The 26,807-nt window shown below is 28.8% G+C and carries 18 protein-coding genes and 2 rRNA genes; 3 read left to right on the top strand and 17 right to left on the bottom strand.

Annotated features, from left to right (window positions below; all coding sequences use genetic code 4):
• Positions 1 to 50 precede the first annotated feature (50 nt).
• The 14 genes from UPA3_RS00600 to uvrA form a co-directional block, all read right to left on the bottom strand.
• A 23S ribosomal RNA gene (locus UPA3_RS00600) occupies positions 51 to 2,961 on the bottom strand.
• Positions 2,962 to 3,253: 292 nt separating this feature from the next.
• Positions 3,254 to 4,770, bottom strand: a 16S ribosomal RNA gene (locus UPA3_RS00595).
• The 16S and 23S rRNA genes sit together here, the layout of an rRNA operon.
• Positions 4,771 to 5,025: 255 nt before the next feature.
• Positions 5,026 to 5,973 carry a pseudouridine synthase gene (locus UPA3_RS00590; protein WP_006688664.1) on the bottom strand — a complete coding sequence of 316 codons (948 nt, stop codon included), beginning with the start codon at positions 5,971 to 5,973 and terminating at the stop codon, positions 5,026 to 5,028.
• A gap of 23 nt (positions 5,974 to 5,996) precedes the next feature.
• A complete protein-coding gene (locus tag UPA3_RS00585; protein ID WP_006689147.1) occupies positions 5,997 to 7,124 on the bottom strand; it encodes an exonuclease domain-containing protein in 1,128 nt (375 codons plus the stop codon).
• Positions 7,125 to 7,186: 62 nt separating this feature from the next.
• Complete coding sequence (locus tag UPA3_RS00580) at positions 7,187 to 7,789, bottom strand: suppressor of fused domain protein (protein ID WP_006688801.1); 603 nt, start codon at positions 7,787 to 7,789, stop codon at positions 7,187 to 7,189.
• Positions 7,790 to 7,886: 97 nt separating this feature from the next.
• The gene (locus UPA3_RS00575) at positions 7,887 to 9,923 is read right to left on the bottom strand and encodes a type 2 periplasmic-binding domain-containing protein (RefSeq protein ID WP_010891678.1); all 2,037 of its coding nucleotides are present in this window, start codon (positions 9,921 to 9,923) and stop codon (positions 7,887 to 7,889) included.
• A 3-nt stretch (positions 9,924 to 9,926) separates the two neighbouring features.
• Positions 9,927 to 10,781, bottom strand: coding sequence for an ABC transporter permease (locus UPA3_RS00570; RefSeq protein WP_006688519.1), 855 nt, complete (start codon positions 10,779 to 10,781; stop codon positions 9,927 to 9,929).
• Entirely contained in the window at positions 10,768 to 11,775 is a 1,008-nt protein-coding gene (locus UPA3_RS00565) for an ABC transporter permease (RefSeq protein WP_006688430.1), read from the bottom strand. The genes UPA3_RS00570 and UPA3_RS00565 overlap by 14 nt, the downstream gene beginning before the upstream one ends.
• Positions 11,759 to 13,318, bottom strand: coding sequence for an ABC transporter ATP-binding protein (locus UPA3_RS00560; RefSeq protein WP_006688552.1), 1,560 nt, complete (start codon positions 13,316 to 13,318; stop codon positions 11,759 to 11,761). The genes UPA3_RS00565 and UPA3_RS00560 overlap by 17 nt, the downstream gene beginning before the upstream one ends.
• 402 nt (positions 13,319 to 13,720) lie before the next feature.
• Positions 13,721 to 14,977, bottom strand: a complete 1,257-nt coding sequence (gene serS / locus UPA3_RS00555; RefSeq protein WP_006688660.1) for a serine--tRNA ligase — start codon at positions 14,975 to 14,977, stop codon at positions 13,721 to 13,723.
• Between the two features lie 110 nt (positions 14,978 to 15,087).
• Positions 15,088 to 17,253, bottom strand: a complete 2,166-nt coding sequence (gene ftsH / locus UPA3_RS00550; protein ID WP_006688776.1) for an ATP-dependent zinc metalloprotease FtsH — start codon at positions 17,251 to 17,253, stop codon at positions 15,088 to 15,090.
• A 4-nt stretch (positions 17,254 to 17,257) separates the two neighbouring features.
• Complete coding sequence (gene hpt / locus UPA3_RS00545; protein ID WP_006689289.1) at positions 17,258 to 17,839, bottom strand: hypoxanthine phosphoribosyltransferase; 582 nt, start codon at positions 17,837 to 17,839, stop codon at positions 17,258 to 17,260.
• Positions 17,840 to 17,904: 65 nt separating this feature from the next.
• Entirely contained in the window at positions 17,905 to 19,569 is a 1,665-nt protein-coding gene (locus UPA3_RS00540; RefSeq protein ID WP_006688595.1) for a hypothetical protein, read from the bottom strand.
• Between the two features lie 4 nt (positions 19,570 to 19,573).
• Positions 19,574 to 22,405: an excinuclease ABC subunit UvrA gene (gene uvrA, locus UPA3_RS00535; protein WP_006688528.1), complete on the bottom strand. Its 2,832-nt coding sequence runs from the start codon at positions 22,403 to 22,405 to the stop codon at positions 19,574 to 19,576.
• Positions 22,406 to 22,630: 225 nt separating this feature from the next.
• Here uvrA and UPA3_RS00530 point away from each other — a divergent pair, with 225 nt between their 5' ends.
• Entirely contained in the window at positions 22,631 to 23,197 is a 567-nt protein-coding gene (locus UPA3_RS00530; RefSeq protein WP_006689154.1) for a hypothetical protein, read from the top strand.
• Between the two features lie 37 nt (positions 23,198 to 23,234).
• Here UPA3_RS00530 and UPA3_RS00525 read toward each other — a convergent pair whose 3' ends face one another.
• From UPA3_RS00525 to UPA3_RS00515, 3 genes are read right to left on the bottom strand one after another with little or no spacing between them, the layout of a single operon-like run.
• The gene (locus tag UPA3_RS00525) at positions 23,235 to 23,798 is read right to left on the bottom strand and encodes a type I restriction-modification system subunit M N-terminal domain-containing protein (protein ID WP_010891677.1); all 564 of its coding nucleotides are present in this window, start codon (positions 23,796 to 23,798) and stop codon (positions 23,235 to 23,237) included.
• 38 nt (positions 23,799 to 23,836) lie between these two features.
• A complete protein-coding gene (locus UPA3_RS00520) occupies positions 23,837 to 24,742 on the bottom strand; it encodes a restriction endonuclease subunit S (protein ID WP_010891676.1) in 906 nt (301 codons plus the stop codon).
• Between the two features lie 3 nt (positions 24,743 to 24,745).
• Positions 24,746 to 25,837 (bottom strand): type I restriction-modification system subunit M, encoded by a 1,092-nt coding sequence (locus UPA3_RS00515; protein ID WP_269207881.1) that lies wholly within the window; start codon positions 25,835 to 25,837, stop codon positions 24,746 to 24,748.
• A gap of 33 nt (positions 25,838 to 25,870) precedes the next feature.
• On the opposite strand from UPA3_RS00515, the gene UPA3_RS00510 reads away from it, so the two are divergent.
• Positions 25,871 to 26,134, top strand: coding sequence for a restriction endonuclease subunit S (locus UPA3_RS00510; protein ID WP_231140601.1), 264 nt, complete (start codon positions 25,871 to 25,873; stop codon positions 26,132 to 26,134).
• A gap of 137 nt (positions 26,135 to 26,271) precedes the next feature.
• Complete coding sequence (locus UPA3_RS00505) at positions 26,272 to 26,793, top strand: restriction endonuclease subunit S (RefSeq protein ID WP_010891674.1); 522 nt, start codon at positions 26,272 to 26,274, stop codon at positions 26,791 to 26,793.
• Positions 26,794 to 26,807: the final 14 nt, after the last annotated feature.

The following is a 26,807-nucleotide window of genomic DNA, read 5'->3' as shown; positions in this document are numbered from 1 at the left end:
ATCTGAAAACTAAATATTATCAACTATTCTTCTAAAAATTAACTAAGAACTTATATAAGTCCTCGAATTATTAGTATCGGTTAGCTAAACACGTCACCGTGCGTACACATCCGACCTATCAACGTTATAGTCTTTAACGATTCTTACTTCATTTAAGAAAGGGAAGATTAATCTTGAAGTTAGTTTCACACTTAGATGCTTTCAGCGTTTCTCTATTCCACACGTTGCTACCCTGCAGTGCCGCTGGCGCGACAACAGGATCACAAGAGGTGTGTCCATTCCGGTCCTCTCGTACTAGGAACAGCTCTTCTCAATCTTCCTACGGGCATGACAGATAGGGACCAACCTGTCTCACGACGGTTTGAACCCAACTCACGTATCTCTTTAATCGGCGAACAGCCGAACCCTTGGAACCTGCTTCAGCTCCAGGATGAGATGAGTCGACATCGAGGTGCCAAACAGTGCCGTCGATATGAACTCTTGGGCACTATCAGCCTGTTATCCCCAGAGTAGCTTTTATCCGTTGAGCGATGGCCATTCCATTCTGAGCCACCGGATCACTATGACCTAGTTTCCTACCTGTTCGACTTGTAAGTCTCACAGTCAAGCACCCTTATACCATTACACTCTATACACGATTTCCAACCGTGCTGAGGGTACCGTTGCGCGCCTCCGTTACCTTTTGGGAGGCGACCGCCCCAGTCAAACTGCCCACCTAACACTGTCCCCCAGCCAGATTCATGGCTGCAGGTTAGAGAAATCTTATCACAAGGGTAGTATTCCAACGTTGACTCCATATACCCTAGCGAGTATACTTCACAGTCTCCTACCTATGCTCTACAAGTAATAAAATTTCCCAATATTAAGCTACAGTAAAGCTTCATGGGGTCTTTCCGTCCAATCACGCCAAGAGGGCGTCTTCACCCTCACCAGGATTTCACCGAGTCTACAGTTGAGACAGTCAAGAGATGGTTACACCATTCAAGCGGGACGGAATTTACCCGACAAGGAATTTCGCTACCTTAGGACCGTTATAGTTACGGCCGCCATTCACTGGGGCTTCAGTTAAAAGCTTCGCTTGCGCTAACATTCTTCTTTAACCTTACAGCATTGGGCAGGTGTCACCCCATATACATCGTCTTACGACTTAGCATAGAGCTGTGTTTTTGTTAAACAGTCCCCCCTCGCTATTCACTGCGGCTCACCTTTTACAGCGAGCACCCCTTATTGCTAACGTACGGGGTTAATTTGCAGAGTTCCTTAACTGTAGTTAACTCGCTAACCTTAGGATATTCTCCTTGACCACGTGTGTTCGTTCTCGGTACGGACTACTAATTGTTTAACGCTAGAAGCTTTTCTTGGAAGCATGATGTATATGTCTTCGCTACTGCCCGAAGGGGTCGCTCGTATTCATAACTTGGTCTTAATAGTAAGCGGATTTGCCAACTTACTAACCTTGTTATTTAAACCGGAATCCAATAACCGGCACATAATAACCTTCTCCGTCACTCCATCACACAATTTGTAGGTACAGGAATATTAACCTGTTTTCCATCGACTACGCTTTTCAGCCTCGCCTTAGGATCCGACTTACCCTGGGAGGACGACCCTTGCCCAGGAACCCTTAGTCAATCGGTTTGAGAGATTCTCACTCTCATTCGTTACTCACGCCAGCATTCTTACTTGTATAAAGTCCAGTAGTCTTCACAGTCTACCTTCGCCCCATATACAACACTCGTCTACCGCTACATATATAATATGTAACCCATAACTTCGGTTATATGCTTAGCCCCGTTACATCTTCCGCGCAGAGTCTCTCGACAAGTGAGCTGTTACGCACTCTTTAAACGGTGGCTGCTTCTAAGCCAACATCCTTGCTGTTTATGAAACTCAACATCGTTTTCCACTTAGCATATATTAGGGACCTTAGTTAATGATCTGGGCTGTTTCCCTCGCGACAATGAAGCTTATCCCCCACTGTCTGACTGCTAGAATAGGTAATATGGTATTCAGAGTTTGATTCTATTCAGTACACCGAGGTGGCGCCATCATAGATTCAGTGCTTTACCCCCATATTCCCAATAATCTAACGCTATTCCTAAAAATATTTCGACGAGAACGAGCTATCACGGAGTTCGATTGGAATTTCACCACTATCCACAGGTCATCCCCTGTCGTTTCAACGAAAGTGGGTTCGGTCCTCCAGTGAATGTTACTTCACCTTCAACCTGCCCATGGATAGATCACCCCGTTTCGCGTCTATTATAACATACTAAAACGCCCTATTAAGACTCGGTTTCCCTACGGCTCCATCTCTACGATTTAACCTCGCATGCTATAATAACTCGCTGGCTCATACTTCAAAAGGCACGCTATCACACATTAATGTGCTCTAACACCTTGTAAGCTTATGGTTTCAGGTTCTATTTCACTCCCATCTCTGGGTTCTTTTCACCGTTCCCTCACGGTACTATGCTCTATCGGTGACAAACTAGTATTTAGGCTTACCCAATGGTCTGGGTGGATTCAGACAGGATTTCACGTGTCCCGCCCTACTCAGGATCCTACTAGGTAAAAGAATGATTTCGTATACGGGATTATCACCCTCTATGATTTGGCTTCCCAACCAATTCTACTATCATTCTCTATTCCATATTGTAGTCCTACAACCCCGAATCGAAATTCGGTTTGGCCTACTCCCCTTTCGCTCGCCGCTACACAGGGAATCACTTCGTTTTCTTTTCCTCTGGTTACTGAGATGTTTCACTTCACCAGGTATCGCTCTGTTAAACTATGAATTCATTTATACAGTAATCTAATTCTCATTAGATTGAGTTTCCTCATTCGGAGATCAACGGATTAAAGCCTCTTATCAGCTACCCGTTGCTTATCGCAGATTAGCACGTCCTTCATCGCCTGTTTGTCCCAAGGCATTCACCATAAGCTCTTAGTAACTTATTATAAATCCTTAAAGTTGTTTATTTATGATTGTTAACTATATTTAATTTAATATAGTTTCTGTTCACTGACAACTTAATGTCAATGATTAGAAAGATTTGTTGATAATTATTCAGTTTTCAAAGATCGATCATCCATAATAAATTAATTATTATGGGAGAGAATAAACTCTCAAAACTAAATAGAATCCGACCATATGAATTTTTAAAAATATTTAAAAAAGTGGCTTATATTCATATGGATTTTAATAAAAATGTACACTTATTAGTACGTAAATTAAAAATTTACTCCGAAGAAAGGAGGTGATCCATCCCCACGTTCTCGTAGGGATACCTTGTTACGACTTAACTCCAGTCACCGATCCTACCCTAGACGCATGCCTCCAAAAGGTTAGCTTTGCGGTTTTAGATATTACCAGCTCCCATAGTTTGACGGGCGGTGTGTACAAGACCCGAGAACGTATTCACCGCGACATGTCTGATTCGCGATTACTAGTGATTCCAACTTCAAGAGGACGAATTGCAGCCCTCTATCCGAACTGAGACTAACTTTTTCTGTTTCGCTTCATCTTACGATTTTGCAGCAGTTTGTATTAGCCATTGTAGCACGTTTGCAGCCCTAGATATAAGGGGCATGATGATTTGACGTCATCCCCACCTTCCTCTACCTTGCGGTAGCAGTATCGCTAGAAAAGTAACTAACGAAAGGGGTTGCGCTCGTTGCGGGACTTAACCCAACATCTCACGACACGAGCTGACGACAACCATGCACCACCTGTCATATTGTTAACCTCAACTATATTTCTATAGCATCGCAATAGATGTCAAACCTAGGTAAGGTTCTACGTGTATTGTCAAATTAAGCAACATGCTCCACCACTTGTGCGGGTCCCCGTCAATTCCGTTTGAGTTTCATTCTTGCGAATGTACTACCCAGGCACATCATTTAATGCGTTAGCTACAACACCGACCCATTCGGGCCGACATTTAATGATGATCGTTTACGGTGTGGACTACTAGGGTATCTAATCCTATTTGCTCCCCACACTTTCGAGCCTAAGCGTCAGTGATAGTCCAAGTTGGCGCCTTCGCCACCGGTGTTCTTCCATATATCTACGCATTTTACCGCTCCACATGGAGTTCCCCAACTCCCTACTACACTCTAGGTTTACAGTTTTTGATACAGCTAGACGTTAAGCATCTAGATTTAATACCAAACTTACAAACCCGCCTGCGCTCGTTTTACGCCCAGTAAATCCGGATAACGCTTGCATCCTATGTATTACCGCGGCTGCTGGCACATAGTTAGCCGATACTTATTCAAATGGTACAGTCAAACTAAAATCATTTCCTATCTTAGCGTTTCTTCCCATATAAAAGAACTTTACAATCTATAAGACCTTCATCGTTCACGCGGCATTGCTTCATAAGGCTTGCGCCCATTGTGAAAAATTCCCTACTGCTGCCTCCCGTAGGAGTATGGGCCGTGTCTCAGTCCCATTGTGGCTGTTCTACCTCTCAGTACAGCTACGCGTCATTGACTTGGTGAGCCATTACCTCACCAACTATCTGATACGTCGCACCCTCATCCAAAAGCGTCGCCACAAAGAGCGACTTTCTACATCTTCTCATGCGATATTGATGTTATTATTCGGTATTAGCTAATCTTTCGACTAGTTATCCCCAACTTAAGGGTAGATTGGATACGTGTTACTCACCCGTTCACCACTAAGCCTAAAAGGCTTCGTTCGATTTGCATGTATTAGGCATGCCGCCAGCGTTAATCCTGAGCCAGGATCAAACTCTTTAAAATTGACGGATTCTATTTAGTTTTCAAAGAACATTCTTATTGTGATTAATTATTAATAATCTTTAAACACAATACATTATAGTATAAACAATTTTTTTTAAAATGTCAAGAAATATTTTATTTTTTTAAATTATTTAACTAATTGCTTAAAAGCACTAGAAGATTATATTAAAAAAGTGTAGAAAATGTCAAGATATTTATTTTAAATTTTAATTAAGTATTTTTATATTTTTAAATTCTTAATTCAATATAGATTTTTTATTTTAAAAATCAAATATTTTTTATTCTAAATTCTTTATTCTCTAAATAATTTAATTCTTCACATTGATATTTCTTTAAATTAATAAATTTGATCTTATATGATACTAAACATTGATACATATAATTTTGATTCTTATCAATATCTTTAGTGATGTATTTTTGTTCACCAACAATTGGTGCATGCAAAAAATTTAAAACTGCTCGTATTTGGTGGGTTCTTCCAGTTAATAGTTCAATGTCATAAATAAAATATTTTTTATACTTATCTATATATGTATATTTGGTAATTGCTGTTTTATTAAATTTTGTTTTAAAATTTTGTACAATCATTGTGTTATCATCAGCTTTATACATGAAATTATAAATAACATCATTATTTTTAGGTAATTGATTGTATGTTAAACATTTATAAATTCGAATCACATCATTATTTTTAAACATTTCAGTAATTACTCTTAAAGCATTTGCAGTTTTAGCTGCAACAATTAATCCACTTGTATTTAAATCTAAACGATGACATAAGCTAGGAACAAAAGCACTTTCATCAAAAGGATGATATTCATCCTTTTTAACTAAATATTTCTTAATTCTATTTTGTAAAGTGTCATTTTTATATCTATTATCTTCATGAACAATTAAACCAATCGGTTTGTGAACAACTAAAATATTTTTATCTTCATATATAATATCTAATTCATCTTTAGCATTAGCAAAAGATAAGTCAACTTTTTTTTCTAAAAAATTCTCCTTAGCATAAATACTAACAACATCATTTTCTTTTAATAAATAATTATGATCAACTTTCTTATGATTAACTTTAACATCTTTTGTTCTAATTATTTTATAAACAGCAATTCTTGATAAATTAGGAAAATTTTTTAATAAAAAACGATCTAAACGTTGATTGGCATCGTTAATTTTAATTTTAATTTCTTTTAAATTCATTACTTAATTTTAAATCCTTAGTTTTAATTATCTTTTTCTTCTTGAGAAAATATATTTTGAAAAATTTTTAAATATTCATGTACAAAATGATGAATTATTGGGTTTTTAAAAAGTATTTCACAAATTATTTGAGCTTTTATGACAAAATTCTCAGGTTTAATTTCTTTTTTAAGATTTAAATTTAAAACTTTAATAACCTTTCTTTTATTAGTCTGTGTTTTATAAAATTTTAAGAATTTTTCACTTTGTTTTATTGATAGTTTTTTTATACTAAAAACAGCACTTTTACTTAAATAATTAAAAAAGATGTTTGCTAATTTAACTTTCATAAAATTAGATTTGGAAGTTAGTGAAGAAATTGTTTGCAATTCTAAACTACTATCATAAATTGGTTTTGAATAAAAATGATGATCTTTTTTATAAACAACAAAGTCTAAATTAAATTTATTTGAGAAATCAAATTCTTTAATATACATTACATACTTAATTTCTTTTTTAATAATTCCCCTGTTTTTTTCTTGTTCATTAGTAACAAAATATGAAGAAGAAATAATTTTTGGCAAAAATTCATAATAACGATACATTTCATATAATTCTTCGTTCGTTTTATGACGAATACACATAAAAATTTCTTTTAAAATAAAAGCATCATATAGCGCATTATGTAATTTGAAAAAATTAATTTTAATTCCACTTAGAATTCCTAATGAAAATAAACTAGGAACTGATTTAGTTTGTAATTTTTTTTCAAAAAACTTATAAACATCAAAATAAACGATTTTTTCAAAATCGAAATTATAATATGTAAAAAGCTCGTGCATTTTTTTAATATCAAAATCTGTGAAAGTAATGACAATCGCATTTTTAACAAAACAATAAATTTCTCTTGCTGCTTGCTTATCTAATTTTGGCATTTGTTCAATATTATTAAAATTTTTATTAAAGTTCAGCAAGGTTTTAATACGTGAATTAATTTCTTGTTCAGGATTGAATTTTTTATTAAAATTAAAAATTTTATTTTTTTTAATATTTAAACGGTATCCGCTAAACTGAATAATTCGTTGTTCGCCCTTACTATCTGTTGCTTCAATATCAATAAAGACTAAATCCTGATCATCATTTATTTCACTAATATTATCACATATTTTCATCACTATCTCTTTTACTATTATTAACTTATCTGTGAAAAATACCAAGTTTTAGACTTGGTATTTTATTTAACAAATGATTTTCGATTTAAATCAACAATTCTTGATTTACCATCATCAAAGAATTTACTTAAAGCACGAATTCCATTTGTTTTTGCATAGAATAATTCTTCATCATCAATAATTAAAATTTGATAAAAACTTACAAAAAAATCATTATTAATTTTACACTCTAAAGAATTCTCGCCATATCAAGATAAATCTAAAAACCCAGCAATTTTATTTGATTTATTAAAATAAGAGGGATTAATGAAGGTTTGTAATCATTTTAGTGTTAAATGATTTGAATAAGAATATTTAACGATATTAATTAAAAAATGAACTGGTCACATGTTTTCATGTTTATTAAAATCTCAATCAACAGGTAATTCTAAAAAAATCTCAGCACGCTCTTGCGTATTTTCTTCGTGATTATGTGATTTAAAAGCACCTAGTCCAAAAGTCATTAATATTTGTAAGTTTTGTTTTTTAATAACTAAAATATCATATTCAATCGGAACACGTATATGTTCATTTGATAAAAATATAATGTGGTCCACTTGCCCATATTCTCTTAAAATATAGTTATAAATAATTTGTTTTTCTTCAGCACTATATTTATAATTCATAACTACCCCATTATAAAATTCTTATATATTAATTATATAATAAACTAACGTTTATATTGAAAAATGAGAACCTTTTAACAACCTTAAATTAATATTTTTAAATCTTTTCACGGAAGGCAAGGTATGCTAATTTTAAATTAGAAATTGATAAATCATTTGTGGGAAATTCTAAAGTATTAATATTTAAACGAACATTAAAAATTTTTCTTAATGTCGCGTTTAAAGCAGCGTGTTCTTCAACCTCTTCATTGATGTTATTAAAAATAGCTTCTAATTTTAATAAAAGATAATTATTAAAAACATGTGATTCAATTTTAATATTTAAATTATTTAAACACTCATATATTAAATTTTTAATCGGTTTTTGTTCGTATATATCATTAATTAACGTAGGATTAAAAATAAATTTTTTATCTTTTTGATAAGTATTATAAATGTGATTAATAATTTCATTTAATAATGAAATATATTTATGTTTACGTTGGCGCTCTTTTTTTGTTTTATATTTTGTATCAATTTCAAAGATTTCAACCATTTTTTGTCTTAATAAATCACTTTCAAAACCAGTTTTTCCATAAAATCCATTGTTTTCATCTAAAACATAATCAGCAATTGTATTTAGTGTTGGCGAATATTGAACATAATCAAAATTACGCATTGGCGTATACAAATATCCACTATCTTCTAAAACGTCACCAACTTCATTTTGATCATCTAAACTATTTTCGTAATCAGCAATTTCTTTTGGTGTTTTATTACGATGAATTTTCAAACCATAGTCTAAAATTTTAGATTCTCCATCTGTGTTTTTTTCATTAAGACCAGCAAAACATAATTCATTTAAATATTCATAGGCTGCTTGTTCGTTTTGTTTATTAATTGAGTTACTAATTGTAAAACCATCTAAAACACTCATCGTATCTTTAGGTCGTACAACATGAAAATTATCTGATGTTGGCTTCATGTTTGCATAATTTGAATCAGCTTCAGTTGTATACTCGCCCCCATTAGCAGCAAAAGCAATATCGCCACTATAAGCAATTGCTCCAGCAACATTAGCCATTGCTAAATCATTTAATACATCGTTTGAATTTGCTTTTAAATACATAGAGTTAGGATGTAGATTTTTAAACATATTACTAATATTGTTTAATTTATCTTCAATATAAGATACACTACTACTATCTGGTAAGAACACATTCGTTTTTAATTCTTTTTGTCTATCTTCTAATTGTTTTTGCAAACGCTTTAATTTTTTAATATTTTCTTCTTTAATATCTTCTTTTATATTCGGATTTTTTAAAATATGTAAAATTTGACTAATACTATTATCAATTCCTAGAATTTCATGATTAATAATTTTAATAATGTTATTTTTATTATCCCCTTCTAATTGCATAATTTTAGCAATATCATAAATTGTTCTCGCATCATCAATAGCTATAATTTTTGTTTTATTTTTAGCAATTGTAATCGGAGTTCTTTTATCTACACCAAATCCTAAATTAGCTTTTTGTTCATATAAAAAACGATTGGGTGTGCCATCATTACGTGTTAATTCTTTAAAAACATCACTTCAATAAACATCTTTTTTATTATCATCCAAATTAGGAATTTTTTTACCACGATAAGCAAAAATTAAATCTTGGTAAAAATAAGGAATCATATATTCTAATAATTGGTCATTTTTACCATCCTTATCTAAATCTCCTAAATATGATGAATAAGCATTTGAAATTGCTCAAACTTGCTTTGTGAAAATTTTTTTTAAACCTTCAATTGAAGTAATTGTTTGGTTATTTTCATCTTTCAAATTAAATTTTGCTCAATTAATTTTCTTAATTAATCCATTTTTTGCTAATTTAGCTACTTCATATGCTGAAGCAACTTGTACATCTGAAATTTTTGCTTTAATTAATGAACTTAAAATTTCATTATTATCATAAAAACTATATGATAAATTATTTTTACGAAATCGTTTTGCTTGCTCATTAGCAACATCTGGATCCATATAAGAATCAAAATTACCAACTACAAGTTTTGATTTTTGACTACAAGCTGTAATTATAGGTATAAAAACTAACAAACTAGTAATTCCAGCAAAAATTTTTAATAATTTTTTATTAATTTTCATAATTTAAACCTGTCTATTTCAAATTTTTAATTTGCGTTTATTAGTTTGTTTATTAATTAATTTTAACTTAATAATTTTATTAGCACTAATTAATGCAGCAATTAAAATTGTTAATAAAACCATTAAAGCACCAAAACAAACCGCTCATGCTTTAATTCCTTTAGCCATCGAATACATTTCTGTTCCAATGGTATTAACTTTACCTCCAACCAATTTAGTAATAATAAAATCATCAAAAGACATAGCAAAAACAATGATTGTTGCTGAAATAATTGAAGGTAATAAATAAGGTAAAATAATTCTAAAAAAGGTTGCAATTTTTGTATAACCTAAATCATAACTAGCAAGAATTAAATTTTTTTTCATTTTTAACATTCTAGGATAAATAATCATAATTGCATAAGGAGTGCAAGAAGAAATGTGTGCTAATATAATCGTACCAAATCCAAAACTAAAACCAATTGGAATAAAAGTAGCAGCAAATAATAAAGATAATGAAATACCACTAATTACGTCTGGAATCATTATGTTTGTTTGTGATGATGCTGTCATTAATTTTTTATAAAATATTTTTGCATGCCAAACCCCAAAACAAGTTATTGTTGCAATGATTGTAGAAATTGGTACAGCGATAACTGAAATAATAATTGTATTAATTAAAGCATCTGTAAATTGATTGGTTGTTAGTGTTAAATAATTTGAACCATCATTCCAGTTAAAAGCTGATGTAATGTTTCCTTTAATTGAAGGTGTGGTAAATGATAATAAAACAATGATAATTAAAGGAATATAAATGATTGCTAAAATAATTCAAATATAAAAATTACGCAATCAAGACAATCAATTAATCTGCTTCATTATTCTTTACTCCTTTTTTTAGATTTTTTCGTTTGTAATAAATTAATTGGACTATTTTTGGAATAATAACAATAATAAGATAAATCCCTAATAAAATTAAACTAATTACTAAAGTAATTGTTGATGACCGTGATAGTTGAACTCCACTTGAAATACCGTCTTGTCCTTGAGCAAAGATTTCTCCACCAATTAGTCCTCCAGCGTTATCATTATTTAAAAAACCTGAAACCACAACTGATGTAAATGCTGCTAAATAAACAATCCAAACTCCTGAAATTAAAGCATTTTTAGTGTAAGGAATTACAATATGAAAGAAGGTGTAAAAAAAACCTCTTCCTAAATCATAACTAGCATTAACTAGGTTTTTAGGCATTGTTGACAAAGATGTATAAATAGGCAAAATCATTAATGGCAAATTAATATAAACTAAACCTAAAATAGTAAAAATGTGCCCATGTGTACTATTAATTTCTCCATTTACTACATCAAAAAAGGTTTTAATACCAATTAGTTTTACTAACATACTCATCCAAATTGGTGAAGTAATTAGTGCAATTGCAATTGCTTTTAAAAATTTTGATTTACCAATACTTAAAAAATACGCAAATGGATAACCAATAATTAAACAAAAAATTGTAGCAACTGCAGCGATTCATAACGAATTAAAAATTTTCATTCCAATAGTTGGCGTAATTACTGACCAATTATCAATGATGTTTGTTGTTACACCAGTTGAATCAGTATTGTTAATAAAAGTTTTAACAATAATACTAACCAATGGTATTATCAATAAAAAAATAGTTACTAAAAAATAAGGAATTGTTAATATTAGTGCCTTATTCATTTTTAATTTATCAAAAAGAGTTTGTTTATAATGCTTACGATTGTTTTTTTTAATTACTTTAACTTCTTTTAAAAAAAATACTGTTTCGTTTTTTTTGTTAATATCTGATAATTTAGATGGTGCAAAATTGAAATTAAATTGCTTGTTCATTATTTAAATAATCCTTTTTAATTACATGCACATCAATGTCATCTCAATCTAAACCAATTTCATCACCTTCATTAACTTTATTAACACCTTCAACACTAATAATCATGTCATTATATTTACACTTAATATCTCACATTAACCCTTTATATAATACTGATTCAACTCTAGCATTAATTGATCCTTCGTCTTTTTTAACAACATCAAAGTCTTCTGGGCGAATCATAATATAACACGCTTCATTTTCGCTAAAACCATTAATCACATCTGTTTTAGAAGTAATACCATCAAATTCAACTTCACCTTTAGCAATATAATGACCTTCAAAAATATTAGTTTTACCAATAAAATTAGCTACTCACAATGAATTTGGTGAATCATAAATATCACTTGGTTTACCGACTTGTTCGATTTGACCATTTGACATAACCACAACTTTATCTGATAAACTTAAAGCCTCTTCTTGATCATGAGTTACTAAAATAAAGGTGATTCCTAAATTTTTATGTAGTTTTTTTAATTCATCTTGTAATTGTTTACGTACTTTTGCATCTAGTGCACTTAATGGTTCATCTAATAAAATAATTTCAGGCTGTATTACTAGTGAACGTGCTAGTGCAACACGTTGTTGCATACCACCCGATAAATCACTTGGATACGAATCCTTACGTGCACTTAAACCAACTAAATTAATTACACGATTTGCTTCTTTTTCGACTTCTTCTTTAGTTAATAATCGTGTAATATTTTTATTTTCAAATTGTTCTTTTTTTAATTGTGGATAAGTTGCTCAATATGATTCTCAATAATCAAGATCATTATATTTGTAAGTAATCTTATCATATCGTTTATCTAATCCACTTTTTTCTTTATATGCTTTTTTTAAATTAAAAATTTCTCTATCAATTGGATCGTTTAAATTCAATTTTTCATGACTAAATCAACTTTTAAAATAATTTAAAAAACCTGGTTTTCCATTTTTATTAATACCTTGTTTTTGATAAAGTTCATCAAGTGTGCCAAGATATTGGTTTTTTCGCATTTCTTTTATTTCAAAAATGTTCTTATTCTTTTGGTATTTAAGATCCATTTTTTTGATTTCAGCCAATAACCCGCGTCTTTGTTTTTTTAATTCTTTAATTTTTTCATTTGCTTTTTTAGAAGCTGAATTATAAACTTTATCAGCTTGCAAATAAATACTTTGATCAACATTATCTTTTGGTTTACGCATTAGTTTTAAACCATATTTTATGTTTTGTTTAACAGTCATATTAGGGAATAGCGCATAGTCTTGAAACACCGTTGATGTTGGTCTTAGTCGAATTGGCATATCCTTAATATCAATTCCATTATATAAAATTTTTCCATTAGTAGGTTGTTCAAATCCAGCAATAATTTTTAACATTGTTGTCTTACCACAACCACTTGGTCCTAATAAAGTGACAAATTCACCTTTTTTTATTTTTAAATCAAATTTGTTTACAGCAGCAAATCCATCATCATAGATTTTTGTAATATCTCTAAGATGTAGGAGTGTTTTTTCCATATATATCCTCCATAAATAAAAAAATAAAACATGAGTAAACTCATGATATTTCAAAATTGAAAACAAATAAAATATAACATAAAAAACACTAATAAAATTATTAAAAACAACTATTTTTTTTAAATTTGATTTTAAAGTAAAAATTTGCTTTGTTTTTAAGTTTTTTTTATATGAAAAATAGCTTAAATTTTAATAGTAAAAGCAAAGAAAAAACTCTTTTTTTAGAGTTTAATTTATTTTTTAATTATTTAAATTAAAATAATAATTTTGATTTAAAAACCAATAAATATTTCATATAGTAATTAATGATATATCAATCAATAAAGGTATAAAATTTCAAGCAGTATTTATTAAAAATAAGAAGCTAGCTTTATGACTAAAGTTAACTTCTTATTTTATTTATTAATAGATGTATTTTTTTAATACTTTAGGAATGTTGATACTACCATCTTCTTGTTGATAATTTTCAACAATTGCAGCCCATAATCGATCAATTGCTAATGATGATCCGTTTAATGTATGAACTAATTCGGTTGTTGCATCAATTGTTTCTTTATAACGAATTTTTGCACGACGCGCTTGGAAATTAGTGCAATTTGAACAACTTGAAATTTCTTTATAAGCGTTATATGATGGTAATCAAACTTCTAAATCATATGTTTTAGCTGAACTAAAACCTAAATCGCCTGTGCATAAAACGATTCTTCTATAAGGTAATTCTAAAGCTTCTAAAATACTTTCAGCCTGTCTTGTCATTGATTCTAATTCTTTAAAACTATCTTCTGGTTTACATAATTTTACTAATTCTACTTTATGGAATTGGTGTTGACGAATTACACCTCTAACATCGCGTCCTGCAGATCCTGCTTCACTACGAAAACAAGGTGTTAGAGCTGTATAGTATAAAGGTAAATCACTAGCTTTTAAAATTTCATTACGATGTAAATTTGTTAATTGCACTTCAGCAGTTGGTGATAAATAATAATTTGAATTTTCTAATTTGAATAAATCATCTGCAAATTTAGGTAAGTTTCCAGAACCAATTAAAGATTCTTGATTAACAATAACAGGTGCTCAAATTTCACTAAAACCTGCTTTTACATTCATATCTAAACAAAATTGTTGTAAAGCACGATATAAACGTGCACCAAAATTAGTATAAATAATAAAACGACTACCAGTAATTTTTGTTGATTTATCAAAATCAATTAACTTGTTTTTTACTGCTAAATCTCAATGCGCAAGGGGTAAAAAATCAAATTTTTTTGGTTTAAAAACTTTTTTAATTTCGACGTTGTCATTTTCATCATTGCCAATGGGCACTGAATCATCTGGCATATTAGGAATTACTAATAATAATTTATTTAATTCATCTTGTTTGTTTGATAATGTTAATGAAATATCTTGCAATTCGTTTTTAATATTATTAACTAAATCTAATGTTTGTTGTAATTTAGGATCTTTGTTTTTAGCTAAAATACCAATTTCTTTTGATAATTGATTTTTCTTAGCATTAAGATTTTGTTCTTGTTGCATTAAACTTCGTACTAAAACATCTAAATCAAAAATTTGATCAAACAAATTGCTTGGCACCTTTTTATTTAACATCTTTTCTTTAGTAGTTGCAATATCTTTTCGTATTAAATTAATATCAAACATATAACTCTTCCTCTTTAAGTTTGCTTAACAACCTATATAAACATATATTTTAATAAAATAAAATGCTATTTAACCAAACAAAAAGGTTAGCAAGCATTTTATTTAATAATTTAGTTAGATTTTTGATCTTTTTCTTTATCTTTTATTGATTCTTCATCGTCAACAACTTTTGCTTCTTCTACACTACTATTTGCTTGTTTTTGAGAAGCTTCACGTTTGTTTTTATTAGCAATTACCTCTGGTGGTAATTGTTTGTATTGGTGAATATAATCAATTTGTGGCTTTAAAATTGTTTCTAATTCTAATAATGTTTGAACGATTAATTCCAATTCTTCACGATGTTCATTAATCATTTCTTTAACAATTTTATATTCACGTTGAATAATTTTTTCAATTTCAATATCAATTGCTAATGCTGTTTGTTCTGAATAACTATTTCGATAAGGGTTATCAACACCTTCAGTAGCAATATATTGCGTTAAACCCACATCTGTCATTCCAAAAGAAGCTACCATTGCTCTTACGATGTTTGTAATTTTATAAAAGTCATTTGCTGCACCTGTTGTAATTTCATTAGGTCCATAAATTAACTCTTCTGCAGCTCGACCACCTAATGCAGTACGCACTCGACTAATTAATTCAGTTTTATTTTGTAAAATATTTTCATTTCTTTCAGGAGTTTGTAGTGTATAACCAGCAGCTCGACCACGAGCAACAATAGTAATTTTCTGAACAACATCAGCACCTGGTGAATATAAACCAATTAATGCATGTCCAGCTTCATGGTATGAAACTTGTTCACGTTCACGTTCAGAAATAACTTTATTAGGACGTGAAGGTCCTGCAATAACACGATCAATCGCTTCATCTAAATGATTCATATGAATTGATGTTGCTTTATCTCTAACTGATAGTAATGCGGCTTCATTTAAAACATTTTCTAATTGTGCACCACTAAATCCAGCAGTACGACGTGCAATATCTTCTAAACTAACTTTCGCAGATAAGTTTTTATTACGTGAGTGAATTCTTAAAATTTGTTCACGTTCTAAAATATCTGGTAAGTTAACACTAATTTGTCGGTCAAAACGTCCAGGACGTAAAATTGCGTCATCTAATGTGTCTAATCTATTTGTCGCAGCCATAACAATTACACCACTTGAAGTATCAAAACCATCTAATTCTGATAATAATTGGTTAATTGTTTGGTCTTGTACAGCAGTTAATGAATTACCACGTTTTTTAGCTACTGAGTCAATTTCATCAATAAAAATAATGGCGGGAGCACTCTTACGTGCTTTTTCAAATAATTCTCTCACACGACGTGCACCAACTCCAACAAAAGTATCTTCAAAAGATGAACCCGTTGTTTGAAAGAATGGAACATTAGCTTCACCAGCTACAGCTTTAGCAATTAATGTTTTTCCTGTTCCTGGAGGTCCATATAACATTACACCTTTTGGGATTCTAGCACCAGCAGCAACATATTTTTTAGGTTCTTTTAAGAAATCAACAATTTCAATTAATTCTTCTTTAACCTCAGCAATTCCAGCAACATCACTAAAGCGAACACCAGATTTTGTTAGTTTAGCATTCGCCTTATTAGTTCCTAATAAAGAGTCGCTTTGTGCTTTAGAAACACGTAAAATAATGTATAAGAAAATTATGAAGAAAATAATTGAAATTAATGGAGAAATAATAACTTGTGGATTAAAGCCAGAAGATGGAATTCCTGCATTTTGAGTAATAATAGATGTTAACCAATTTCATTGATTATTAGTATTCCCAGAAATTGGTGCATAGATATTTGTTTCACCAAGTTTAAACTTTTCAACACCTTCACGCACAATATTAAATGAGATTCTTGACAGCCCTAAACTTGATGCATTAGAAATTATTTGAAAATTAGTATTATTTAAAATATTAACACGTGCAGTAAGTAGTTGATCTTCATCAATTGTATAACGTGTTATTTGAGTGCTATTAGGCCTAATAGTATTTAAATATAAAACTTTTTTGTTATTAACAACTTCTGTTTGAGCACTTTTAACAATTACGTTATCATATTCTTTACGAACAGAAAAATAAATAATAACTCCAATAATTGTTCCTATAATTAATAAAATAATTAATCAAAATATAATTCTTCGATTTCTTCGTTTGCGCGCTTCTGGCGATTGTTTACGTGGTTGAGTTAAGTCGTCTTTTTTAACATTATTATCTTCTGATTCAATTTTTGAACTAAATAAATTTACTATTTTTTTTAAAAAATACATCTAATTACTCTCCATCCCCTTCGTTTTTATTATTTAAATCATTTTGATAAACTTCTTCTTTTAAAACACCAATATATGGTAAATTACGCATAATTTCTTTATAATCTAAACCAAAACCAACAATAAAGACTAATGGAATATCACAACATACAAAATCGGCTTGTAAATCTACTAATCGGCCGTCTTTTTTATCAACCAAGGTAACTAATTTAATTGAACGAGCGCCTCGAATTTTAAGTAAATCATAAACCTTTTTAATTGTGCGTCCTGTATCAACAATATCTTCTACTAAAATTAGATCACGATCTTTAACTTCAAATTTAAGATCAGTAATAATTTCTGGTTCTGTTTGAGCACTAGTTGCTCCCTTAAAACTACTAATTGCTAAAAAATCTAGTTTCATGTCAATTTTAATTTTTGGTAATAATTTGCCAATAAATGGAATGCATCCTTTTAAAATACCAATTATAATTGGTTCTTTACCTTCATATTCCTTATTGATTCAATTAGCTGCTTCAGTGATTTTTTGATCAATTTGTTCTTCAGTGATCAAAACCTCTTTTATTCTTGGATCAATATCTTTCATTTTTATACCATCATTTCTTGTTTTTTGATTTTTAATCATACTATTATACCATTAAGTAATTATTATTATTTAAAGTAATTAGGCATAAAATAGTTTATTTTAAACTCTTTTATTAAAATATCTGGTTTATTACTTACCTTTAATTTTCCATTTTTAAAAGCTTTATCAACAAAAGCTTTTAAAGTAATTGAACGATCTTTATTTTTAATCATTTCAACATAAATTTTAGTGTTTTCTAAATCCACATCCTCAAACATCACAACAGCTAATTCACTTAAATCATTATAAGTAAGTTTATCAAAATTTAATTTATTAACTAACTCTTGTAGTTTTTGTTTTTGTTCTTTTTTAGATTCATCAAAACTTAAATCTAATCGTGCATCAGTGTTTTTGTTAATATCATATATTTTTTTGTAATAAAACTTAAAATTAATTGGTGAACTATAAATTTCATTTGTTTTATTATTAATATGTAATATACTTAGTTCTATTATTTGTTTTTGTTTATCAATTTTAGTAATTTTATATTGACGACTAAAATCATTAAAATCTTGCTCTGGACAAATAAAATAAGTTCTAAAATAACGATCAAAATCGTTGATTGTAATTTCAGATAAAGGTTTTTTAAAATATAAAAAAGTTCCTAACTCTTTAATTTTATTTGAATCATCTAATATCCCAATTTCTGAATTATTTTTATGAATAATTTGATTTCTTTGTCGATCATATTCATCCGCTTCTTGTTGATTAATTGACGTTAAGGTTATTGGTTTAAATTTTTCGTTTTCTTTAAAAACTTTAATTTTAAAAATTTTTGCAATATTAGGGTTGTTGGGATTAATCAAATTCTTGGCATTCATATCATCATGTTTTTTAATTGATACTAATTCATATTCACCTGGAGTAAACTCACTATAATTAATTAATGAATCTAAAATAAATTTTTTTTCTTTAGAATAAATCAGTTCAATCTTTTTTGTATAAGACTGAGCGCTGTTTTTATTTTTAAAAACAACATCAAAAGTTGCTTTTTCTTCTGCATTCGGTCATTGAAACAAACTTGTAAAATTCATGTATTTACTTTTTTCTTTTTTAAATCCATAAAGCGAACCATCAAGGTAAAAATCCTTGATTGCAAGTTTAGGATTAGCGATACGATATACTGAACGTAAAATACCATTTTGCATATCATAGTCACTAATTTCACTAATTAAATATCATAATTGTTGATAAAAATCTTCTGATATAATTCCTTTTTGTTGCATATTTTGAATATATTGAATAAATTCTAAAAAATATGCATCTTTAGCATCATTGCCTGTTAGTTTTAAATTTGCTAATGAATAATAAGTTAAAATGGTTTTTTGCGATAAAAAATAATCTTTTAAATCTTGAACTCATGTTATTGGAATTTCATTTTGTTTTAAATCAAAAACCGATTTCTCACCAATTTTAAAAAGTGGGGATTTTAAAGTGTTTTCGTTTTTCTCAAAAGGAATTTTAAAGGTTGAAGTGATTTTAATATTTGGAAGTGTGCGTTTTTGTTCAATTTTTGTTTTAAATTCATTAAAAAATGCTTGATCAATTTTCTCAATAATTTTATTGGGTTTTATTTTTGGATTTGGTTGTGATTTTTGCTTACTACAAGCTGTAATAGCAAAAATTGTACATAATGAAGTTAAAGTAATTCCTGCTATTAAAAGCGTTATTTTTTTTGTCTTATGTTTCATAAATTTAGTTCTTTTTTAAATACTTTTCTAAATATTGAGCAGTATAAGATATGTCCTTTTTACTTAGTAATTGCTCTGGAGTACCAGTAGCTATAATTTTACCACCTTTATTACCACCTTCAGGGCCAATATCAATAATATAATCTGCAACCTTAATTAAATCAAGATTGTGTTCTATAACTAAAACAGTGTCTCCTCCATCAACAATTTTATCTAAAATTTTAATTAATTTAGCTACATCATCAATATGCAGTCCTGTTGTTGGTTCATCTAAAACAAATAATGTTTTTCCTGTTGGCTTACGTTGTAAAAACTTAGCTAACTTAATACGTTGTGCTTCGCCCCCTGATAATGAAGTTGAAGAGGCTCCTAACTCTAAATATCCTAAACCAACATCAACTAATAATTGTAGTTTACGATGAATACCAGGATAATTTTCAAAAAATACTAAAGCTTCATCGATTGGCATTTTTAGTACATCATAAATTGATTTACCTTTAAATTTAACTTGAAGTGTTTCATCGTTATAACGTTTTCCATGACATTCTTCACAACTTATATAAACATCTGGTAAAAAGTGCATCTCAATGCGAATCGTACCATCCCCCCAACAACGTTCACAACGGCCTCCTTTAATATTAAAAGAAAAACGACTTTTACTATAGCCACGTGCTTTAGCTTCAATTGTATTTTCAAATACTGTTCTAATATCATCAAATACCCCAACATAAGTAGCTGGATTTGATCTCGTAGTTCTACCAATTGCATCTTGATTAACGACAACGATTTTATCAACATTCGATGCGCCAATTAAATCTTTATACTCGCCTGGAATTACAAAAGGATTAAAATTAGTGTATTCAATAGCTTTAACTAATGTTTCTAAAATTAGTGATGATTTACCAGATCCTGAAACTCCAGTAACACAAATGAATTTACCTAAAGGAATTGTTAAATCAACATTTTTTAAATTATTATGTTTTGCACCTTTTAAAATAACTTTATGACCATTACCACTTCTTCGTGTTTTAGGAACTAAAATATCTTTTTGTTTTGATAAATATTGTCCTGTTAGTGAATTAGGATTTTGCATTACTTCTTGTGGTGTTCCAGCTGCTATTACATAACCACCATTAACTCCAGCTTGAGGACCAATATCTATTAAATAATCAGCTGCTAGCATTGTTTCTTCATCATGTTCAACAACTATAACTGTATTACCTAAATCACGCATTTCTTTTAATGTATTAATTAATTTATCGTTATCGCGTTGATGCAAACCAATTGATGGTTCATCAAGTACATATAAAATACCTGTTAGTTTAGAGCCGATTTGAGTGGCTAAACGAATCCGTTGTGCTTCGCCCCCTGATAAACTTGATGCAGGACGAGCTAAAGTTAAATATTCTAAACCAACATTTTTTAAAAATCCTAAACGATCTAAAACTTCTTTTAAAATTGGATTGGCAATTTTTGTTTGTGCTTCATTCAAATCTAAGTGTAATAAAAAATCAATCGCCTCATCAATGTTTTTTTCAATAAAATCAATAATGTTAATTTTATTAATTAAAACCGATAAAGCTTGTGAAGATAGTTTTTTGCCTTTACATGATTTACAAACTTTTTCACTCATGTATTTATTGTAATGTTCACGGGCTAATTCACTTGATGTCTCTTGATAACGACGATTAACTAATTCTAAAACCCCCTCAACATAATCTATTGATGAATACTTTTTATTATTTGCAGAAGTTATATCAATCTCAATTGCTTCATCTGATCCATATAGTAATAAATCTATTTCTTTACGATCTAATTCTTTTAAAGGTTTAGTTTTATCAATTTTATAGTGTTTAATAATTGAATTAAAACGTTGTCAATCAAGATTAGTTGTATTAACAGTGTTTTTAAAATAATCTAAACCGCCTTCGTTAATTGATAAATTTGGATTAGGGATCATTTTACGCTCATCAGGAACATAATTATATCCTAGCCCTTTACACTGTTCACAAGCACCAATTGGTGAATTAAATGAAAATAATGTTGGTTCAATTTCTTTAATTTTAAAACCACAAACTTGACAAACATCGTTTTGTGTAAAGTAATGAATATCATCATTAACCTTAAATGCAATTTCTCCCCCACTATAATTTAAAGCAAATTCAATAGCATCTAGTGCTCGTGTTTTTGTTTGGTGATCAATATTTAAAATTAAACGATCAACAATGATTGCAACATCTGTTTTTTTGTTATCTAAAAATTGAGGCAAATTTTCATCTAATTGATAAACTTCATTATTAACTAAAACTCTTAAATAACCTTGATTTCTTAAATTATTTAAAACATCATTAATTTTATAACCTTTTTTAATTTCAATTGGTGCAAGAATTTGTATTTTACTTTTAGGTGATAAGCTAAATAAGAAATCAGCAATTTGTTTTGGAGTTTGTGATTTAATTTGACCATGCCCATTTGGACAAAAAGGTGTTCCAACACGAGCAAATAAAACTCGTAAATAATCATAGATTTCTGTAATTGTCCCAACAATTGATCTTGGATTTTGATTTGTTGATTTTTGATCAACAGCAATGGTTGGTGATAAACCTTCAATACTTTCAACATCAGCTTTATCATTTCCACCTAAAAACTGGCGGGCATAACTTGAAAGTGATTCAAAATAACGACGTTTTCCTTCAGCAAAAATCGTATCAAAAGCAAGCGATGATTTACCTGATCCTGAAACACCTGTAATAACAACTAGTTTATTTTTAGGAATTTCTAGATCAATATTTTTTAAATTATTTTCTCTAGCGCCTTTAATGATAATTTTGTCCATATTTATACCTAATAGTTATTGTTTTTAATAATAAAAATTGTATTTTATTTATATCATTTTAAATGATAACAATTTAATATATAATATAAAAAACATATATAATTTAAATACCTTAGGTTATTTATTAAAAATAATCTTCTTTGAATCATAAATATAAGAATGAAATATTTGGTATAAAATAATAAGGTGAAACCTAATAATATTTAATAATTAAGGAGTATATTTATGGCTAAATACATTAAAACAGGTGTTTCTTACATTAATTTAGACAACGCACGTACAATTAATATTCTTCCAGAAGATATTGATTCATATTTAGAACTTGGTGGAGATGAAGCTTATAAAACAAGCGATCTAGGATCAGAGTTGTATATTAATTATGCTGATTTTGAATCAACAAACATTTTATTTGATCTTAAAAAAGAAGAGTTACAAGCAAAAATTGATGCTTTTTTAATTTCTAATGATACAGTATTAGATTTATCAGAAGTTTTCTTAGATATTCATTTTAGTGAAGATGATGATTATGAAGAAGATTGCTGTTGTGAAGATGAATGCTGTAGCGATGAAGAAAATGAAGCTTGTTGTAATTCAGAAGTAAAAGTTGAAGAAGAATGCTGTGGCGGAGCTAAAGATGATTGTTGTGGTGGTCACGAACATGAACATGAAGTTTGCTGTGACTCGGAAACAAAAACATCAGAAACCCAAGAAGAATGTTGTGGTGGAACTAAAGATGATTGCTGTGGTGGTCACGAACATGAACACCATCATCATCACAGTCACCAACATTAATTAAAAAGTATTTAATTAAATGATAGAGATTACTAAGTTAATTAGGAATCTCTTTTTTATTTATATATGGTTTTAAAATTAATAAATCCATATTTTTATATATAATTCTAATTAAAATTCTTGCTAGTCTTTTATTTCTTTCTTGTGTAGTACTTCCTAAACGACTATTATTAACATCAATATCATTAAATAACCCTTTTAAATTTTTTTCAGAATCATAACCAGAGGATGATCCTTCAATATTGTTAAAAACAGTTTCCAAAGTTTCATTTAAATTTTCATTTTTTTCAGCATTTTTAACAATATTAGCAAACAAAAATGACGGCTTAATATAAAAACCTTTTTCTTTAATTAAGGTTATTTTCATTTCTTCATCTACATCATCATCATTACATGTTTCATAGTTAAAATCATGATCACCTATTTTATGCTCATTATCGTTAATATATTTAGTTAAGTTTTCTGATATATATCGATAAAATAATATTCCTAAAACATATTGTTTAAAATCTCATCCATCAATTGCGCCACGGAGCTCATCAGCAATTTTTCAAATTGTTGCATGTAAATTGTTTCGTTCAATTTCTTTTTTATTATCCATATTTATAAACCCTTTATAAATTTATATTTTTAAGTTTGTTAATTAGAATTATCAAACACCTTTAATATTCCACACACATTTGTTATTGAAAATTTGCCTTTTCTATAGAAAACAGTTCCCGCATATGCACCATCTGTAGTTCAAGTAACATATTCACCATCAAAATCATATTTATTAATATTTCCTAAAACACCATCATTTAAACTTTGTGATGAATATACTGGATAATTTCCTTTATTAGAATTAATAAATTCCTTAGAGTATACTTGACCTCTTTTTATTTCACACACATATTCAATCTTTTTAAACTCAATTTTATGATCAATAGATTTTATATCATCACTGTCCATTATTTTCTTTAATAATGTTTGATTTTTATTAAAGTTTAGTAATTCATTGCGATAATATATATACTGCTTATTTCTAAGTTCTAATTCTGTTTCTAATTCTGTTTCTAATTCTGTTTCTAATTCTGTATACTTGTCTAATATTTCAACAATTTTATTTTGGATTGAAATGGGCGGAATAGGGATTGCAAGATTTAAAAATTCTTTTTTATTTAAATTTTTTAATGTACTACCTATAAACAATTTTTTATTAATAAAATTAGAAATATTTAATAGATAGAAGTAAAGATATTTTGTGTTATATTCATTTACTTTGAATGCGAATATATGATCAGAATACATTGTTTTTCCAAAATTATATTTTATATCTGCTTGACCGCCATCATTAACAAATATATATTCTCCATCAACTAAAAAATTGTCAACATAAAATGATTTCTTCCCTGATGTTATTGTTAAATAATTTCCCTTTTCCATTTTTAAAAGTTTTGTAACTCCAAAAGGTGATTTAGGAGCCACTGTAATTATATTTTTTAATTTTTTAAACTCCACTCCATTAGGGCAGAACTCATTAATTAATTTTTCAATTTTATTCATAATTTATTCTTCTAATTCTAAAACAATTTCATCAATTTCTTTTCTTAACTTTTCGATTTTAGCCACAATTTCTTTAATTTGCATATTTAATAATTTAATATCAATTTTTTCTGACGTGTCTTCTTTTTCCACATATGTGTTAACTGATAAATTATAGTTTTTATTTTTAACTTCTTCTCGTGATACAAGTTTTGAAAAATAAGTTACTTCTTTTTTGAAACGAATCGTATCAACTATTTTTTTAATATTAGCATTGGTTAATTTGTTTTTGATACCAGATTTAACAAATTCTTTTGATGCATCAACAAACAAGATACCATTAGCATTATCATTGTTGTTTTTGTTTTTTCTTAAAACTATAATACATGTTGAAATACTTGTTCCAAAAAACAGATTATCTGGTAATTGAATCACACTATCTACAACATTAACATTATCAACTAAATATTTTCTAATATCTTGTTCTGCATGATCTCGATATAAAGTTCCTGGAAACATAACTATAGCTGCTGTTCCACTAGAAGATAAATTATGAAGTATATGCAATACAAAAGCAAAATCAGCTTTTCCTTTAGGTGCTAATTGAGTAACATGAAATCGCTCATCGTTAGCTAATAAAGGATTTGATTTTCCCTCCCATTTTGTTGAATATGGAGGATTTGAAACAATTGCATCAAAAGGTTTATCATCATTATGTTTAGGATCTAGTAATGTATCACCTAATTTGATATCAAATTTATCATAACCTATATTGTGCAAAAACATATTAATTCTTGCTAAATTATACGTAGTAAGATTAATTTCTTGACCATAAAATTTAACTCCTTCATTTAATTTTGCATACTTTAAAAGTAATGATCCAGAACCACAACATGGATCATAAACTTTTCCAATTTTTCTTCTAACATCTTTATTTTCATTATTAAAATCAATTAATGTTAATTCTACTAATAGTTCACTAACTTCTTGAGGGGTGAAAAATTCTCCCCCTGATTTACCTGCATTTGCAGCATACATACTCATTAAGTATTCATAAGCATCACCGAACACATCGATTGTATTATCTTGATAATTACCTAGATCAAGTTCATTAATTCTAATTTAAACACAAAATATTTGAGCTTTATTTTGAGAAAAATTACTAAAAAACATGTAAATCAAGCATCAGGAAATCCAAAATTAATGAGTAATGTTATGCAAGAAATCATAATCCCTATTCCGCCCATTTCAATCCAAAATAAAATTGTTGAGATTTTAGATAAATTGGAAACATATACGAAAGATATTAATACTGGACTTCCTCTTGAAATCGAACAACGTAAAAAACAATACGAATATTATCGTAATAAATTATTAGACTTTGATAATATAGCACGAGAGAGAGAGAGCTAAGTAGGGATTACATTTGAACATTAAAGAATATATATGAAAAATTAGTTCAAAACAATGTTAAATATAAAAAACTTTGAGAAATAGTTAATTTTGACAAAAAATTTAAAGGAGTTCCAAAAGAAAAACAAAATGAAATATTGTCATTTAAGCATATATCTGCAAACGAATTAAAACGATATGAAAAGTGTAATTTTGGTAATGTTAAACTTCTTTCAACAGGATTGTATGATGGATATATAAAATATAATGAAAATGATAATAATATTAATTATGGCGAAATAATTGCTTTGCCATCTGGTGGTTCTCCAATAATAAAATACTATAATGGTTATTTCATAGATAGTTTAAATATAATTTTTTCACAAAAAAACAAAAAAGAATGTAATTTAAAATTTATTTACTATTTTTTGATAGCAAATAAAATGCTTATTGAAGAAAATTATCGTGGTGCATCTGTAAAACATCCAAACATGATAGAGATTATTGAATTATTAATTCCTATCCCTCACATTTCAATCCAAAATAAAATTGTTGAAATCCTAGATAAATTAGAAGCATATACAAAAGATATTGGCGTAGGATTACCTTTTGAAATCAAACAACGCAAAAAACAATATGAATACTATCGAAATAAATTATTAGATTTTAAAAAATATTAAAAGGAGTTTGTTTT

This window comes from Ureaplasma parvum serovar 3 str. ATCC 27815, assembly GCF_000019345.1.
GTDB classification, from domain to species: Bacteria; Bacillota_I; Bacilli_A; order Mycoplasmatales; family Mycoplasmoidaceae; genus Ureaplasma; species Ureaplasma parvum.
The sequence above is the reverse complement of the archived record's forward strand: the minus strand, read 5'-3'. Positions and strand labels throughout refer to the sequence as shown.